This window comes from Legionella impletisoli (assembly GCF_900639875.1).
Taxonomy (GTDB): domain Bacteria; phylum Pseudomonadota; class Gammaproteobacteria; order Legionellales; family Legionellaceae; genus Legionella_A; species Legionella_A impletisoli.
This window is the reverse complement of the sequence record NZ_CAAAIA010000012.1, coordinates 23,998-40,940: the sequence shown is the minus strand read 5'-3', so window position 1 is coordinate 40,940 and position 16,943 is coordinate 23,998. Positions and strand designations below refer to the sequence as shown.

Sequence of the window (16,943 nt, the reverse complement as noted above, 5' to 3'; positions counted from 1 at the left end):
CTGATTGGGTTAAGTATACGTTTTAGTTCGAACGGCACTAGACGTCTTTACGGCTAACACCACTTGCAATGGCTGCATTGGCAACAGCCTTGGATACTCGTTCACGAAGTCGAGGATCAATAGGCTTCGGAATAATATAATTAGGACCAAATTCCCAGTCGGTAACCCCAGGGTAATTTTGTTTCACTTCTTCGGGAACTGGCTCATGAACAAGCTGGCGTATCGCTTCAACCGCAGCGATGTGCATGGCCTGATTGATTCGCGTTGCACGAACGTCCAATGCGCCCCGAAATATGTAAGGAAAGCATAAAACGTTATTCACTTGGTTGGGGTAATCGCTGCGGCCCGTTGCAATAATTAAATCATCACAAATTTTTAAAGCCAGTTCCGGACGAATTTCTGGGTTTGGATTCGACAGTGCAAAAATCACAGGTTTGGGTGCCATTAATTTGAGTAGGTCTGCGTTTAAAAGATCAGGTTTTGCAACCCCAATAAAGACATCCGCATCGACCAAGGCATCCGCTAACGTTCTGCGATCTGTGGCACGAGCAAATGCATATTTATAAGCATTCAAATCATCTCTTTGGGTGTGGATTACGCCTTTGCTGTCTAGAAGAAGCATTTTATTTTTATCAGCGCCTAGTGCAACCAGCAAACGCATGGAGGCAATGCCTGCAGCGCCTGCGCCGATACAAACAATTCTTACCTCCGAAAGGGATTTATTTTGTAACTCCAATGCATTTAAAAGACCTGCCGCGACCACAATGGCAGTCCCATGCTGATCATCATGAAATACAGGAATATTGACTTGTTCTGTCAAGGCCTGTTCTATTTCAAAACACTCAGGGGCTTTGATGTCTTCTAGATTTATACCACCAAAGGTAGGAGCAATATTTCGTGCAGTAGAAATAAATTCTTGAGAATCCTCGGCTTGTATCTCAATATCAAACACATCAATGCCCGCAAAACGTTTAAACAAGACCGCTTTTCCTTCCATAACGGGCTTGCTCGCCAAAGGGCCAACATTTCCAAGACCCAACACCGCTGTTCCATTGGTCATGACGGCAATTAAATTTCCTTTAGAAGTATATCGATAAGCATTTTCTTGATTTTCAGCAATGGCCAATACTGGCTCAGCAACTCCGGGGGTATAGGCCAAGGACAAATCATCCTGAGAATTGGTTGATTTTGTAATGTGCACCCCGAGTTTGCCAGGAACTGGAAACTCATGATAATGCAGTGCGCGCTTAGTTAATACATCTTTATCCAACTCATTACTCTCTATAATTTAATGTCAGTTCGATATCACCTTAAACAAATGGTTCAATCGAACAGGATTATTGAATGATCCCTATAATAGGCTTTGTTTTCGTACCCTGAGTCAAGTCTTTTTTATAGCAATAGATACTTACAAAAAAAAGGCGCATCACAAATGCGCCCTGGTTTCATTCAATTTAACTATCTAAATGAATTTATCGCAATCAAATTATTCCTTCTCTTCTGCATTGCTCTTGCGTGTCTTATAACGATCACGGAACTTCTGTACACGACCTCCAGTATCCACCAGTTTTTGCTTACCGGTATAGAAAGGATGGCACTGAGCACAGACTTCAATCGTTAAATCATGACATAAGGTTGAGCGTGTTTCAAATGTACTGCCACAGCTACAGGTCACATGGATGGTCTCGTACTCAGGATGAATCGAAGCTTTCATATTACCACTCTCTTAAAAATTCAAAACGGGCATCGCCACCTGATCATTTGCCAGGCACCATGCTCTAAAATAAATGACGTGCAACAATATCAGACTTCGGTTATAAAATCAATTACGAGATTAGATAGTTGGGCCAAGGCCCAACCTACAATAACCTCACATGCTCATGAGTTAATGAACTTAGTCTAAATAATCATGCACCACACGACCATAAGGTAAGGTTAGATCAGACACAATATGAGTTGCAGCAATAATTTTTTTCACTGGCAATTCCGCCACAGGCGCCAAGGCATGCTGAAACAATTGTAATTCAGCAGGGCCTGTCCAGGCGCCTTTGATGGAGATATCCTCAAGTACATATTCAACCAACTCACATACACGAACACTGCCATCCACATGCGGTAAAATTTTTAATAAATAATTCTTTCCTTTTAATGATTCAGCGACCTTACTCGAATCCAACGATTCATATTTATAACCCATTGTTCCTGTAGCCACCCGGCAATCCCCATAATCGAGAGTCCCCATGAGTGTTTCTTTTTCAACAATTAACCGTGGCTTAGCCAATTTTTTAGGAAACCCCCAAATTTCTCGCCCACCGGCAATAGGAGGATGGTCATCTAAATACATAGCATGAGAATAACCGCCGTTTTGCCCTTTATAACGCACTGGAATGACTTGGCCAGACTCGGTATAGTCACCAAACCCTGTGGAATCGGGCATACGTATGAATTCAAATTTTACTATGGGATCGGTTACTTCCAAAGGTTCTGGAACGACTTCGCGTAATAAGTCCATCTCCGTTTCATACGTAATAATCAAAAACTCGCGATTGATGAAGCGATATGGTCCCTTTGGATAACTGGGCCTATACATAGGCATGGCAAAGGCGTTTTTTTTAATCTCTGATTCCTTCATTCTTTGACTCCTATTTTTTTAGATTCCGCCATGTCATGCAATGCGATGCCAATATCTGGAGGAACGGGTTTTAACCAGGGTGATTGTTCTGTTCCTTTCTTTCCATCCGCATACCCTTGCTCAATATGTTCACAGATGGATTGTTTAGAAAACTCATAATCTTTTGAGGATAAATCATCATCGTCCCCTGCATATAAAAACCGAACTAGGGTTACCGTTTTATTCCAACCATCATGAAGGCATTTTTCTAAAAACTCAGGATCTTCTTTTGATTTTGGGACATTTTTGGCTAAACGATGAATTTTATAGCGAAGCGAATGAATTTCATGATGCATTTCAAGAAGTTTTTCAAAGCGACTTGAATACTCGATGTCTTTGCGACGTTTTTCAACATCATCCATAGACAACGGATCAAGCCCAAACGAATCAAATAGATGCACCATAAAGCACAATAGGGCTTGAGGCCGATGGTCCATCATCACGTAACTTAAAGGCGTATTACTGGATAACCCACCGTCCCAATACAATTTGCCGTCGATTTTTACTGGTGGAAACCCAGGTGGTAAGGCGCCACTCGCCATAATATGTTCTGGACCGATGTGGTGTTTTTCTGAATCAAAATAATGAATTGCTCCAGAGCTCACCTCAACAGCGCCAACACTTAAACGAATTTTTTTTTCAACATTAAGTCTATCAAAATCAATACACTCTTCGAGTGTTTCTTTTAAGGGGGTCGTATCGTAATAACTTAACATAGGCATCTCGAATGCCGAGAGCAAAGAAAGCCATCTAGGGCTAAAAAAACCTGGCTGACCAAACAATACGGCGGATTGGGAAGAAAGAAAATGCTGGATGCGCCGATTTATAATGCCATCTGGCAACCCGAGTTTATCAAAAAAGGAGGGGGTGGCTATCTTTTCCCAAAAACGACGCATTTGAGGAATTCGCTCATTCACAGGATTTCCCGCGGCAATGGCCGAATTAATCGCGCCAATGGATGTCCCCACAAACCAATCAGGAAAATAATTCGCTTCTTGGAGCGCTTCCAAAACCCCGACCTGATAGGCTCCCATAGACCCACCACCTTGTAAGCAACAAGCTATGTAATCAAACTCTTTAGATGATTTTTTTTTGTTGGTTTTTGGCACGCGATTTACTCCATAAACCAGCCATGGCTAACAACAAGCGATTGACCGGTTAATGCATTAGATGGAAAAGAAGCAAAAAATAAGGCGGTTTGTGCCACATCGTCTGTCGTCGTAAATTCGCCATCGACGGTGTCTTTTAGCATCACTTTTTTAATAACTTCTTCTTCGCTTATGCCCAACTCTTTCGCTTGTTCAGGGATTTGTTTATCAACAAGCGGTGTGCGGACAAATCCAGGACAAATCACGTTCGCGCGAACATTATGAGCCGCGCCTTCTTTGGCCACGACTTTACATAAACCGAGTAAACCGTGTTTAGCGGTCACATAGGGTGCTTTAAGCAGCGAGGCTTCTTTGGAATGAACTGAGCCCATATAGATCACACTGCCTCCACGGCCTGATTGATACATATGTTTTAAACAGGCGCGAGTCGTTAAAAAAGCACCATCTAAATGAATCGCCAAGAGTTTTTTCCAATCCGCATAAGAAAACTTATCGACTGCTTCTATGATTTGAATACCCGCATTACTCACCAAAATATCCACGCTTTTAAATTGCTCGGCAACCTTATCCACACCTTCCTGGACCTGCTCTTCATCAACAACGTTCATCTCAACGGCCATCGCTTGGCCGCCATTATCCTTAATTTCATGAACAACGTTCTCAGCTTGTGAAAGATTGAGATCGGCAATCGCCACTTTAGCCCCTTCTTTCGCATAAACCAAGGCAATTTCTTTACCAATCCCGCTCGCAGCCCCTGTGACAATAGCAACTTTATTAGATAAGCGCATGAGACGTTCCTTCTTTTTATTTTTTATCCTTAAAAAAGTTATAGCAGGGTTTTCAGATTTTTCTATAAATCACGGATTGTAATGTCCGGAAAATGATAATATTGATTTATTTGTAAACATAAATTATAATCTAAATCATTCTGTTCTCTCATTTTATAAATTTAGGAGACAACATGCCTTACACTATTTCCACACCTAATCCTCCTACACAAGAGACCGCGTCAGCTCAAAACCATGATTTCCATTTTGGATGTTATGAGATGCGTGGGAAACGCAAAACACAGGAAGACGCATTGGTCTGGCTTACGTTCGAGGAAAATGCCTTCGCCTCCTTAACTCCAGAAGATATTGGTCATCGATTATGGACTACTTATCAACATTTGCATGTTTCTTTATCACCCGAGATAACCGCTGGCACCACCGCCTCAACAACCGTATTTGATGGTCGCGGTAACTTAATCACAGCAACCCTTGCTGATGCCGTTTCCTTTGCTGCGATATATGACAAAGCAGGAAATATTCATCGTGTCATTCGGTTAAATAGCGTCACTCATTCACCTATGGTTCCTGCGGAAAGTGATCGAATTAAAAAGGCTGGTGGAGTGGTCTTGGATGGAAGAGTATCGGGGATACTCGCTGTATCTCGTGCAATTGGTGATAATCATGCCCTACTTCGAAAAGCCGGTGTTACTTCGGATGCAACCATCGATATTCATTCCCTTAGCGAACTCATCAGTAATTCATCAATTAGCCGAGAAGAGGTCGGTTCGATTCAAATCATCACCACCTGCGATGGCTTTACAGAAAAGGCACCCGAACAAACTAAGGAAGCTCATGAAGCTTATTTAAAAGCCAAACTAACTCAAATAGAAAATCCGAGCACTCTCAGTGAAGAGGAACTCTCGAGACAATTGGCAAGCTTGGCATTAAGCGATGACTCAAGAGATAATATATCTGTTGCTATTCAAACCCTAACCGCCGACTCTCTGGATGCCGGCACTCCCTTTTTAATGGGGGTTTATGATGGTCATGGAGGTGATGGAGCTTCCATCCATGTGGCCACAAAAATAGATGAAGAATTTAAAGCCCAATACCAATTATCACGCGAAGCTTATGCAAAACAAGAATGGAGTGTTTTCCAAAAGGTTGAAATTTATAATCGCGATCATTCTGATAGGAAAATTCAACCAGAGGAAGAATTGGCTATAAATCCAGACAGTAGTGATCCTCTTGATGTATTAGAAACGCCATCCAGCGAATCCGAACAAAGTAGCAGTGATTCACTCGATGAATTGGAAGCATCACCAAATGAACTCGAAAAAGATAGTAGTCATTTATCCCAAGAAACTCCACTTCCAAAACCGGAATTAGATGTTGTGGTTGATAAGCTTAAATCTATCACCCTTAATTATCAGCAGAATTTAAACATTAAAGATCCAATCTTGAAAGGTAAAATTGAAACTATCACAACGGGTTTAATAACTATTCTTGAAAACCCCACACTCCCTAACCAGGATAAGATTCAAGCTTTTTATCAATATCTGGATGCTCCTTATTCTAACGGTGTTCCTTATTCTAACGATGCCCCTTATTCTAAGGATGCTTCAACTAAAAACATCGACATTATTAAACAAGATAACACGCGAGTTGCCAAGAATTTTCTTAAATTCGTTGCAATTCTTGCAGCAACAATATTAACCGGAATATTACCAGGTCTTTTAATCATGGGGATATGCTACGCTGCAACTAAAAAGCATCCCTTGCAATTATTGCAAACGGAAGGTAAACGTTTTGCAAACGAGATTATGGAAGAAAAACCATTGCGTCAATATTCGATGTTTAACAATGAGTCTCAACCACTATTAAAGGAAAAGGAAGAGCCAATCCAAGACCAGCAACCCCCAAACACGCCGTAATCCTATATTGCTCAAAGACTTGGCCCGCTTTTTCGGGCCATCTCAATCAAGCGCTTATAATTCAAGATTCACCCAAATCGGAGCATGATCCGATGGGCGTTCGTTTTTTCTGGGAACGATATCAATTTCACTTGCGCTGCACCGGCTTTGAAGTTCATCACTAAGCAAAATGTGATCAATTCGTAATCCATGATTTCGACGAAATCCTCCTTGGCGATAATCCCACCAGCTAAACGCTTGCTCGCCGGGATGTAAAACACGAAAACTATCGTTTAAGCCCAAATTCATGATGTTGGTTAACGCTTCACGTTCAGGAGGACTAACCAAAACAGAACCTTCCCATGCTTTTGGGTCGTGTACATCAATATCTTCTGGAGCAATGTTAAAATCGCCAACCACCGCCAATGAGGCGTATCGATTTAATTCTTCTTTTAAAAACTGAGTCACTCGTTCAAGCCAATGAAGCTTATAAACATATTTTTCTGAACCCACTTCACTGCCATTGGGTACATATAAATTTACCAAACGCAAATCCCCTATGGATGCCGTCAGAATGCGACGCTGGGGATCCTCTAAATTTGGGATATCCATCATCACTTCCTGCATCGGCTCGCGGCTAATAATGGCTACACCATTGTATGTTTTTTGACCCGAGTAAACCACATGATAACCAAGCACTGTAAACGCTTCTGCTGGAAAATTTTCATCCAAAAGCTTGGTTTCCTGGATAGCTAAAACGTCAATATTCGAGGCACTTAACCAATGAATGACCTGCTCTAATCGTACTTTTAATGAATTCACATTCCAACTGGCTAGTTTAAGCACACCAATCCCCTTTGTATTCGATTAATAAGGGTGCATGATCCGAAAAACGCGCTTCCTTATAAATTTCACTGTCAACAATATGCTCGGCAATGCCTGGAGTCACCACCTGATAATCAATGCGCCAACCAACATTTTTGGCCCACGCTTGTCCGCGATTAGACCACCAGGTATATTCTTCTGCCTGCTGGTTATGAACACGAAAGGCATCCGTAAAACCTAAAGCGCCAAATAACTCATCCATCCAAGCGCGCTCTTCAGGTAAAAAACCGGAATTTTTTTGATTTCCTCGCCAATTTTTAAGATCAATTTGCTTATGCGCAATATTGTAATCCCCACATATAATCAGTTCACGCCCCTCGTCTTTTAGTGATTTAAAATGATTTTTAAAAAAATCAAGACATTCATACTTCACAGCTTGCCGCAAATCACCACTCGTTCCAGAAGGAAGATAAAGCGAGATAATACTTAATCCAGGGTAATCAAACTGTAGGTATCTTCCTTCCGTATCACATGCCTCAAAACCAACACCCTTAATAACTCGCTCAGGTTTTTGACGAGCATACATTGCAACCCCACTGTATCCCTTTTTTTGTGCATCAAAATATTCACAATGATATTCTTTGGGGAAAAATAGGGATTCAGGTTGTAGTTGTTCAACTTGTGCTTTTGTTTCTTGGATACACACAACATCTGCTTGCTGGTTGGCTAGCCACTCATAAAAACCTTTCCGAGCAGCCGAACGAATACCATTGGCATTAAAACTAATTACTTTCACAACAATCACCTAATTAATGGTTTACTCATAGCTAAAGCAACTTTAGCCACACGCTCTCCTAAGTGTTTCGCCAGCGAAATCTCTTCTTCCGTAATGGGTTTATCATTATTAAGCCCCGACACATGCGTCACACCATAAGGCGTTCCACCCGACTCAGTAAGATTCAACGCTTGCTCTGTATAAGGAAGGCCAACCATCACCATTCCTTGGTGTAATAAAGGAAGCATCATGGTGATTAAGGTTGTTTCCTGGCCCCCATGCATCGAGGCAGAAGATGAAAATACACAGGCCGGTTTATCCACTAGATCACCCGACAGCCATAAAGCGCTGGTACTATCAAGAAAATACTTCATGGGTGACGCCATGTTACCAAACCGTGTTGGGCTGCCTAATGCAAGTCCTGCACACTGCTGTAAATCTTCAATAGTGACATAGGGTGCTCCACTTTCTGGAATGGATTTATCTACTGCTTCAATTGTGGTTGATACAGGTGGTACCGTACGAAGCCTTGCTTCAATTCCATCCACTCGTTCAACTCCGCGAGCAATATATTGAGCGAGTTTTGCAACCGAACCTGTACGTGAATAATATAAAACAAGAATATAAGGTTTCGCCATAAAATTGCTCTTTCTCTTATAAAAATCCCGATGATAGTCAATCAAGAAAGAAATTCATAGGGCGAATCAATCGTTTTAGACATTTCCTCTTTGAATCATAATAAGAATCATATATCACATAGGATTAATATATATGATGTTTTTTATTGGCAAATCAATGCATTAGCTCATAGACTATGATCATAGATGATTCTTACCTTGATTCTTATGAATAACAAAGACTTGTTTCACTATGCTAAAAATAAATTGTTTGAAGCAAAACGCTTTGTCGTCTTTGTTGTTAATCATTTTATTGATGATGACTGTACTTATCGAGCTTCGGCGTTAACCTTCACGAGTCTTTTAGCGGTGGTTCCTTTAATGTCCGTTGGCTTTGCCATTTTGTCCATGTTTCCGGTATTTGAACATTTAAGAGATCCCATTCAAGATTTTATATTTGAAAATTTCGTTCCAGCAACGGGTAAAGCAGTTCAAGATTATCTGCAAATGTTTACCAAGCAAGTGTCTAAGCTTTCAATTCTTGGTGTGGTGTTTTTAGTCATCAGTGCGCTTTTAGTAATGTATACCATTGAGCGTTCAATGAATAAAATTTGGCGAGTGAGTTCGGCCAGACGTGGAACTTCCGCGTTTTTACTGTATTGGGCTATTTTATCTCTTGGGCCTTTTCTTCTTGGATTAAGTATTGCCGCAAGTTCTTATCTATTTTCCTTGCCTTTTACTCAACGATATCATACACCCATCGCACTTCTAGTATTCCTCCCATCCATACTGTCGCTGGTTGGGTTTACGTTTCTTTACGTCGTTGTTCCGAATTGCCGTGTGCGTATTTTACATGGATTTCTTGGTGCTTTAGTGGCTACGATTTTGTTTGAATCAGCCAAAAAAGGATTTGCTTATTATTTATCGCAATATAATACCTATGAGTTACTCTATGGTGCCTTTGCTATCATTCCTATCTTTTTTGTCTGGGTTTATTGGGTCTGGTTAATCACATTAATTGGCGCTGAAATCAGCTACGCATTAGCAGTAAATTATGAACGTCGCAAAGGCCCCGCAGTGGATGGGTTCTCCCAAGCCTTGTTATGGTTACATCAATTATGGTTAGCTCAACGCGACGGCAAAAGTGTAACGCTTGAACGTTTGATTAATACCAGTAAGCATCCGTTTGCCGTAGATGTGGGTGACATGTTAGCCAAATTCATTGAGCTCAAATTAGTCAAGACTACCGATGAGGGCAATTACATTTTAAGCAGAGATTTAGATCATTTAACCTTATATGAGTTAATCCAGCTTCTACCTTATCGATTACCCAACACCGAAGAAATTGTCAAACGTGATTCGCTGTTTGAAAAACATTGGCATACAATTATTGCAGAGGCTGATCAGGCTCTTAAAGAAAACCTCGATTTGAGTTTAAATCAATTTTTTAAAAAAAGTTTAGTCGTAACCGAATAATAAAGGAGTATTTTTATGAAAAAATTATGGACGTCGATATTCATTCTGCTTTTAAGCGTTTTGAGCTACCCACTTGAAGCCGCTGATAATAAAGAGCCACCCTCCATTAAAATTGGGGCTTTAGTTACGAACCAGTTATATCCGGTGCGCACAAAAGAAGAGCTGCACCAAACATGGCAAACGATTACAAACGATCTTACCCAAAGCACGGGCGTAAGATTTATTTTTAGAGGATATGATAGCATGGAGTCGCTGATGCATGATCTATCCAAGGGTAAGATAGGAGTTGCTTATGTCAAATCCGTGCCGACAAGTATATTAGTCAAGAAGCACGGGCACATAAAACGCATTGCAACCGCTATTACCAAAGATCCCAGTTCTGGAGAAAAAGATACAACTTATAGTTCTTATATTCTCGTTGCAAAGGATTCTTCTATAAATAGTTTGAATGATTTAAAAAATAAAACCCTTGCGTATTACGACCCCTATTCAGCAAGCAATTACTTAAAAGTTAAAGAAAAATTGAATCAATTAGGGGTTTCCGTTACTTGGTTAAAAGTTGCCTCTTTAGATGAAGCATACAAAGCCGTAGAAAACAATCAAGCCGCAGCAGTAGGTGTTTGGGAGTATCTTTATCATCAATTTAATGAAAAGAATAAATTTAAAATTATTGGAGAGATTTCAGGAATACAACATCCTTCTATTTTGATCAATACACAGGTCGTGTCTCCTGAAGTTGCTGCAAAAGTTATCCAGGAGCTCAATAAAATAAAGATTCATAATATTGTTGATTACAAGGTTCATTCAGAGAAGAAAAATCCCCCTAAAGATGTGCCCGCGCAAAAAGAAGCGGCTCAGTAAATAGGATATGATTAAAAGATTGAAGGCCGTTTTGTTGTGCGTCAGGCTAGGCGCACAACAAATCAAAATCACGACATGCTTTACAAAATATAACGAGCCAAATCCTCATCCGCAATTAATTTTCCTAAGTGCTGATTTACATACGCCTCATCGATTTGTACGGAATCTCCTGAGCGATCGGTAGCCTCAAATGAGATCACTTCAAGAAGCCGCTCCATCACGGTGTAAAGTCTACGAGCGCCAATATTTTCAGTTCGCTCGTTTACTTCCCAAGAAACCTCAGCCACTCGCCGAATGCCTGATTCATCAAAGGATAAACTCAACCCTTCCGTAGACATTAAGGCAATGTATTGCTCCGTTAGTGAGGCATCAGGTTCTGTAAGAATTCGAACAAAATCTTCGACACTTAAGGCTCCTAATTCAACACGGATGGGTAAACGCCCCTGTAATTCCGCGATTAAATCCGATGGTTTTGACACATGAAATGCGCCGGATGCAATAAACAATATATGATCAGATTTAATCATGCCGTATTTCGTTGATACGGTTGTTCCTTCCACTAACGGGAGTAAATCACGTTGTACACCCTCACGTGATACATCTCCACCATGTTCCGGTCTTTTAGCTACTTTATCAATTTCATCAATAAACACGATGCCATTTTGCTCAACGTTTTCAATGGCGCGAGCCTTGATATCTTCTTCATTGATTAACTTAGCCGCTTCCTCTTCAGTCAACATTTTCATTGCTTTGCCAATAGGAAGTTTACGTGTTTTCGTGCGACCGGTTCCTACTTGTTGAAACATCGATTGCAATTGATTCGTCATTTCTTCCATACCGGGTGGCGCCATAATTTCTACACCAATAGGAGAGGCTGCTACATCAATTTCAATTTCGGTATCGTCTAATTTTCCTTCTCGAAGTTGCTTTCGAAAGGTTTGGCGTGTGGTGGACTCTTTCTCATCTTTACTGCTTCCTCGGGCAGTCGGCAATAATGCATCTAAAACCCGCTCCTCTGCTGCATCTTCGGCTAGTGTTTGAACTTTTTTCATAGCGAGCTCACGCTCTTGTTTGACCGCAAAATCTGCCAGATCACGAATAATTGAATCCACATCTCGTCCAACATAACCAATTTCGGTAAATTTTGTCGCTTCAACTTTGATAAAAGGAGCTTCAGCTAATCGAGCTAAACGCCTGGCAATTTCTGTTTTACCAACACCCGTTGGTCCAATCATTAAGATATTTTTAGGCATGATCTCACTTCGTAAAGCTGGATCTTTAATTTGCATTCGGCGCCAGCGATTACGAAGTGCAATGGCTACAGCTCGCTTGGCCTCATCCTGGCCAATGATGTGACGGTCCAGTTCTTCTACAATCTCACGTGGAGTCATCATTGATTTTCTATTGGTCATGAAATTACTCACTATCTAATTCTTCGATGGATATATTATGATTGGTGTATATGCAAATTTCGCCAGCAATTGTTAATCCCTTTTCAACAATTTCTTTGGCAGATAATTTCGTATTTTCTAATAATGCACGGGCAGCAGCTTGAGCAAAAGGACCGCCAGAGCCAATCGCCATTAAATTGTCTTCTGGTTCAATCACATCACCATTTCCGGTAATGATTAATGACGCTTTACTGTCTGCAACCACAAGCAAGGCTTCTAAGCGGCGTAACATTTTATCGGTTCGCCAATCTTTGGCTAATTCAACCGCAGCGCGAACTAAATGACCTTGATGTTTTTCAAGCTTGCTCTCAAAGCGCTCAAATAAGGTAAATGCATCGGCGGTACCACCTGCGAATCCTGCTATCACCTTTTCTTTATAAAGACGCCGGACTTTGCGAGCATTCCCTTTCATCACCGTATTGCCCATGGAAACTTGGCCATCTCCGCCAATCACTACTTTTCCACCCCGTCTTACCGACAAAATAGTCGTGCCACGAAATTGTTCCAAAATCTGTCCTCACAACGTTCAAATTAGATTAAATGGGGCTAACTGTGTAAAAATCAAGTCTTGATATCGTTTTCTTTTGCTGCGGAACCCCAAAAATGAACTACTGTGTAACAAATCGAATATTTTCCGTTCCAATGGGGATAAAATGGGTCGTTATCATTCTAATATTGACCACGTTCAACACATGGGCCTCACCAGAAATCATTGCATCATCCGAGCTCAAAAAGACCCTAAGAGCACACGCTATACCAAAGTATGATTTTAAAGTTATCCATACCTATCCGCATAATTCCCAACGCTTTACTGAAGGATTAGTCCTCCATGACGATAAACTCTATGAAAGCCAAGGGTTGTATCATCAATCCAAGCTCAGCATCATGGAATTTCCGACTCTAACCCCCATTCGAAACGTAACTATTTCATCACGTTATTTTAGCGAAGGGATTACGATTATTGAAAATAATCTATACCTTCTTACGTATCGCGAACATCAAGGGTTCGTATTTGATAAATCCACTTTAAAACTTAAAAACCACTTTTCTTTCAAAGGCGAAGGATGGGGACTAACTTCCGCAAAAAATGAGCTCATCATGAGTAATGGCTCTGGGATCCTCACTTATCTATCAACTACTGACTTTAAGCCAATAAAGCAGCTAGCCGTTACCATTGGCGAAAAGCTCCTCTCTGGACTAAATGAACTGGAATATGTACAAGAGAAAATCTACGCCAACGTGTTACCAACGTCCATTATTGTCATGATCTCATCTAAAACGGGTCAAGTTGAAGGCTGGATTGATATTGAGTCGCTTAAACCAACGAAAGTCTGCCATCCAAACGTTTGTGTTGCGAATGGGATCGCTTATTATCCAAAACATCAATCTTTCTTAATTACGGGAAAATTTTGGCCTTTATTATATGAAGTTAAGATCCGTTGTAGACAAAAAAATAAATGCCCAGCATAAAACCAGGGCAAGTAGGCAAAAAAAGCGTGTAATATTCAAAAATTAGAGCGTTTGCCCTGACATTGCTGGCAAGTTCCTTTGAGTTCAATCACATCTTGCCTAAGCTTAAACGCATGCGCTTCAGCCAGCTTCAAAACCAGCAATTGTAAGGTTTGATCATGCATTTCCGTTACTTGACGACAATGATCGCAAACCATCAGCACTTCAGACACCAACTGTTTATCTGGTTCGCAACATAAGGTAAAGCTCTGTATGGATTCGATTTTGTGAACGATGCCTTGTGAAAGGAAAAAATCCAAGGCTCTGTATATGGAAGGCGGCTTTGCATTCGGCTTAGATTTTAAGAGCTGTTGCAAAACCTCATAAGCTTTCATAGGCTTTTGCGCTTGCCAAAGTATAAAGAGCACCTCGCGACGTAACGAGGTAAGTCTTAAACCAAGGGTTGAACAAAATTGAACAAACGAAGCAGAAGACATCATGGGGTATTAATGAACGAAACACCATTTGGCAATGGTTTGATGTTTAAATACTCCGCTAAACTTTGGCCAATATCTGCAAAACTATCACGCCGCCCAATAAATTGAGGGTTAACTTCAGGGCCAAAGACTAAGACAGGGATATGTTCACGAGTATGATCAGAGCCAGGCATAGTCGGATCACAACCATGATCCGCTGCAATTACCACAATATCTTTAGGCTTTAATAAAGCTTCAAGCTCAGGAAGTCGCGCATCAAATGCTTCTAAAGCGTGGGCGTACCCTGGAATATCGCGACGATGACCATAGGATGAATCAAAGTCGACAAAGTTAGCAAACACTAGGCTGCCATCGGGTGCGTTTCTCATGGCATTTAAAGTCGCATCAAATAACGCCATATTACCATCCGCTTTAATAGTTTCAGTCACGCCTTGATGGGCATAGATATCCGCCACTTTCCCAATGGCAATGACTTCTCGCCCCGCTTCTTTCAAATAATCCAACAAAGTAGGTTGTGGCGGAGGGGTTGCATAATCGCGTCGATTTCCAGTGCGTTTAAAAGAACCTGGAGCCCCAACAAAGGGTCTCGCTATCACTCGCCCAACTTGATAAGCATCTACTAATCGCCTTGCGATTTCACATACATGATATAAACGCTCTAATCCAAAATGGGTTTCATGGGCTGCAATTTGAAACACGCTATCAGCTGAGGTGTATACAATGGGCTTACCAGTTTTGATATGCTCCTCACCTAGCTCTTCGATAATTTCAGTTCCAGAAGCATGTTTTAAACCTAGCACGCCTGGTAGATGCGCTTGCTTGATGAAATTTTCGATTAATTCTAAAGGAAAGCAAGGAATGGTCAGAGGGAAGTACCCCCATTCAAATAAAACCGGCACTCCAGCTAATTCCCAGTGACCACTCGGTGTATCTTTACCAAGACTTCGTTCAACCGCATATCCAAAATACCCTTCTGGCTCAGATAATTTGGCTAATTCAAATCGCTTTACACCTGTACTGGCCATGGCGGCGTGATAAAGACCTAATCGGGCTAAATTAGGAAGCGTTAATGGACCTTGCCTTAAACCGTGCTTATCGCCCTTGCCTTCTTCACATGCTTGATAAATATGACCGAACGTATCTGCCCCTTCATCACCATAGCGGCTTGCATCTTGGCTTGCACCTATGCCAAAAGAATCCATTAATAAAATACATACTCGTGCAGAACTCATGCGCTCTTATCCTTGTTGAACTGGCTGGCAGTGCGTTTCTTTCAATTTAAATAATACGACCAATGCTAGAATCAGCCCGAATGGGATGAGTAAAGCCGCCGCTTGATAATCACCAAACGAATAAACAGGAGCATCATTGACCATTTGCATTTCGCCATGCCACATCAATAGCCGGCTAAATACATTTTGATAAACAATATAACCCCCTTGCGCCAAAATAGAAATAAGACTCAAAGCGGTAGCGGTCATAGCTGGAGGACTGCTTTCGGCGACAAGTGCATAGCTTATGACTTGTGCTGCGGTAAAAAAGCCTAACAGGAAAAATAAAACCGCCATCAATCCCACCGAAACCGGTAAATATAAAATAGCTAGAATCGTTATTAAAGAAGCAATCGCTCCCCACTGCATGGGCATGACACGTCGACCAATCTTATCTGAAATCCAACCAATGATGGGGCCACCCAATATGGCTCCCAAAAACAACATGGAATTCACCATAGCTGCTTGTTCTTTACCCACTCCTAAACGTTGCATGAGATACAAAGACCCCATCATGGCCCCAAATACTGCAACAGCCATATTCATTAAACTCGTGTATAGCGCTGCCCGTAGCGTTTGGGTATTAAAAAATGCTTTCTTAGCCGAAGCCAGCATACCGCCTTGTTCAGCAGACCGCTCATTGTATTCAGCGGGCTTATCTTTAATGCCAAACATCATGAGAAACAATAAAGCCATACCAAGCCATCCCACATAGACTAGCGACTCACGCCAGCCATGATGCAAAACCAACATGGTTAAAGGATATTGAGACATCATGCCACCGGTCATAGCAATGGTCACAACGACCCCAGTTACCATCGCCATACGCTTTGATGAGAACCATCGTGAGGCAATACGCATTGGTCCAAGAAAACAAAAAGCACTGCCAATCCCTGTGATAAATCGACAAAATAAGGCCACATAAAAAGAATGAGAGGATGCCAGCAAAAACGTACTGAATACACACAACACCATCGCGATGATAATCGTTTTTTTGGCTGAGAAACGATCCAACAAAATGCCTGCCACAAACAGGAAAAGCACGTTAGAAACGTAGTAAATGCTGGATAAGTAGGCCATCTTATCGGCCTGAATATGAAAATCGCGCATGATATCGTCTGCGATGGACGCAAACATATTACCTTGTATAAATTCATAAAAGAAAAACAAGGAAGCTGCAAAACAAACCATCCAAGGCAAGAAAATCTTTTTGATTTGATCGAATTGATTGTAGTCCTCAATCATTTGCTGCATAACA

General features: G+C 41.3%; 17 protein-coding genes. 4 read left to right on the top strand and 13 right to left on the bottom strand.

Features of this window, described 5'->3' with window-relative positions; all coding sequences use genetic code 11:
• Positions 1-37 precede the first annotated feature (37 nt).
• The 5 genes from E1O41_RS10840 to E1O41_RS10820 all read right to left on the bottom strand — a co-directional run bounded on the left by E1O41_RS10840 (position 38) and on the right by E1O41_RS10820 (position 4,568).
• Entirely contained in the window at positions 38-1,270 is a 1,233-nt protein-coding gene (locus E1O41_RS10840; protein ID WP_131777353.1) for a malic enzyme-like NAD(P)-binding protein, read from the bottom strand.
• A 216-nt stretch (positions 1,271-1,486) separates the two neighbouring features.
• Complete coding sequence (gene rpmE, locus E1O41_RS10835) at positions 1,487-1,714, bottom strand: 50S ribosomal protein L31 (protein WP_131777352.1); 228 nt, start codon at positions 1,712-1,714, stop codon at positions 1,487-1,489.
• A gap of 180 nt (positions 1,715-1,894) precedes the next feature.
• Positions 1,895-2,632, bottom strand: coding sequence for an acetoacetate decarboxylase (locus tag E1O41_RS10830; protein WP_131777351.1), 738 nt, complete (start codon positions 2,630-2,632; stop codon positions 1,895-1,897).
• A complete protein-coding gene (locus tag E1O41_RS10825; RefSeq protein WP_229669386.1) occupies positions 2,629-3,780 on the bottom strand; it encodes a patatin-like phospholipase family protein in 1,152 nt (383 codons plus the stop codon). Before E1O41_RS10825 ends, E1O41_RS10830 begins: the two co-directional genes overlap by 4 nt.
• A gap of 5 nt (positions 3,781-3,785) precedes the next feature.
• A complete protein-coding gene (locus E1O41_RS10820; protein WP_131777350.1) occupies positions 3,786-4,568 on the bottom strand; it encodes a 3-hydroxybutyrate dehydrogenase in 783 nt (260 codons plus the stop codon).
• A gap of 173 nt (positions 4,569-4,741) precedes the next feature.
• Between E1O41_RS10820 and E1O41_RS10815 the strand changes: the two genes are divergently transcribed.
• Positions 4,742-6,484: a PP2C family serine/threonine-protein phosphatase gene (locus E1O41_RS10815; RefSeq protein ID WP_131777349.1), complete on the top strand. Its 1,743-nt coding sequence runs from the start codon at positions 4,742-4,744 to the stop codon at positions 6,482-6,484.
• A gap of 54 nt (positions 6,485-6,538) precedes the next feature.
• On the opposite strand, the gene xth is transcribed toward E1O41_RS10815, so the two are convergent.
• The 3 genes from xth to wrbA are packed head-to-tail and all read right to left on the bottom strand — an operon-like array spanning position 6,539 to position 8,701.
• Complete coding sequence (xth, locus tag E1O41_RS10810; RefSeq protein WP_131777348.1) at positions 6,539-7,309, bottom strand: exodeoxyribonuclease III; 771 nt, start codon at positions 7,307-7,309, stop codon at positions 6,539-6,541.
• On the bottom strand, positions 7,302-8,084 hold the full coding sequence (locus E1O41_RS10805; protein WP_131777347.1) for an exodeoxyribonuclease III: 783 nt from the start codon (positions 8,082-8,084) through the stop codon (positions 7,302-7,304). Before E1O41_RS10805 ends, xth begins: the two co-directional genes overlap by 8 nt.
• Positions 8,085-8,089: 5 nt before the next feature.
• Entirely contained in the window at positions 8,090-8,701 is a 612-nt protein-coding gene (gene wrbA / locus E1O41_RS10800; protein ID WP_131777346.1) for an NAD(P)H:quinone oxidoreductase, read from the bottom strand.
• Between the two features lie 207 nt (positions 8,702-8,908).
• Between wrbA and E1O41_RS10795 the strand changes: the two genes are divergently transcribed.
• On the top strand, positions 8,909-10,156 hold the full coding sequence (locus E1O41_RS10795) for a YihY family inner membrane protein (RefSeq protein ID WP_131777345.1): 1,248 nt from the start codon (positions 8,909-8,911) through the stop codon (positions 10,154-10,156).
• A gap of 15 nt (positions 10,157-10,171) precedes the next feature.
• Positions 10,172-11,017, top strand: a complete 846-nt coding sequence (locus E1O41_RS10790; RefSeq protein WP_131777344.1) for a phosphate/phosphite/phosphonate ABC transporter substrate-binding protein — start codon at positions 10,172-10,174, stop codon at positions 11,015-11,017.
• Positions 11,018-11,097: 80 nt separating this feature from the next.
• On the opposite strand, the gene hslU is transcribed toward E1O41_RS10790, so the two are convergent.
• Together hslU and hslV are read right to left on the bottom strand one after the other, a co-directional pair.
• Positions 11,098-12,429: an ATP-dependent protease ATPase subunit HslU gene (gene hslU, locus E1O41_RS10785; RefSeq protein ID WP_207384524.1), complete on the bottom strand. Its 1,332-nt coding sequence runs from the start codon at positions 12,427-12,429 to the stop codon at positions 11,098-11,100.
• Positions 12,430-12,433: 4 nt separating this feature from the next.
• Positions 12,434-12,976, bottom strand: coding sequence for an ATP-dependent protease subunit HslV (gene hslV / locus E1O41_RS10780; protein ID WP_131777343.1), 543 nt, complete (start codon positions 12,974-12,976; stop codon positions 12,434-12,436).
• 95 nt (positions 12,977-13,071) lie between these two features.
• Between hslV and E1O41_RS10775 the strand changes: the two genes are divergently transcribed.
• A complete protein-coding gene (locus E1O41_RS10775) occupies positions 13,072-13,938 on the top strand; it encodes a glutaminyl-peptide cyclotransferase (RefSeq protein WP_131777342.1) in 867 nt (288 codons plus the stop codon).
• 35 nt (positions 13,939-13,973) lie between these two features.
• Here E1O41_RS10775 and E1O41_RS10770 read toward each other — a convergent pair whose 3' ends face one another.
• The 3 genes from E1O41_RS10770 to E1O41_RS10760 are packed head-to-tail and all read right to left on the bottom strand — an operon-like array spanning position 13,974 to position 16,939.
• Positions 13,974-14,417 carry a transcriptional repressor gene (locus E1O41_RS10770; protein ID WP_131777341.1) on the bottom strand — a complete coding sequence of 148 codons (444 nt, stop codon included), beginning with the start codon at positions 14,415-14,417 and terminating at the stop codon, positions 13,974-13,976.
• Positions 14,414-15,646: a phosphopentomutase gene (locus E1O41_RS10765; protein ID WP_131777340.1), complete on the bottom strand. Its 1,233-nt coding sequence runs from the start codon at positions 15,644-15,646 to the stop codon at positions 14,414-14,416. The genes E1O41_RS10770 and E1O41_RS10765 overlap by 4 nt, the downstream gene beginning before the upstream one ends.
• 6 nt (positions 15,647-15,652) lie before the next feature.
• Positions 15,653-16,939, bottom strand: coding sequence for an MFS transporter (locus E1O41_RS10760; RefSeq protein ID WP_165481182.1), 1,287 nt, complete (start codon positions 16,937-16,939; stop codon positions 15,653-15,655).
• Positions 16,940-16,943: the final 4 nt, after the last annotated feature.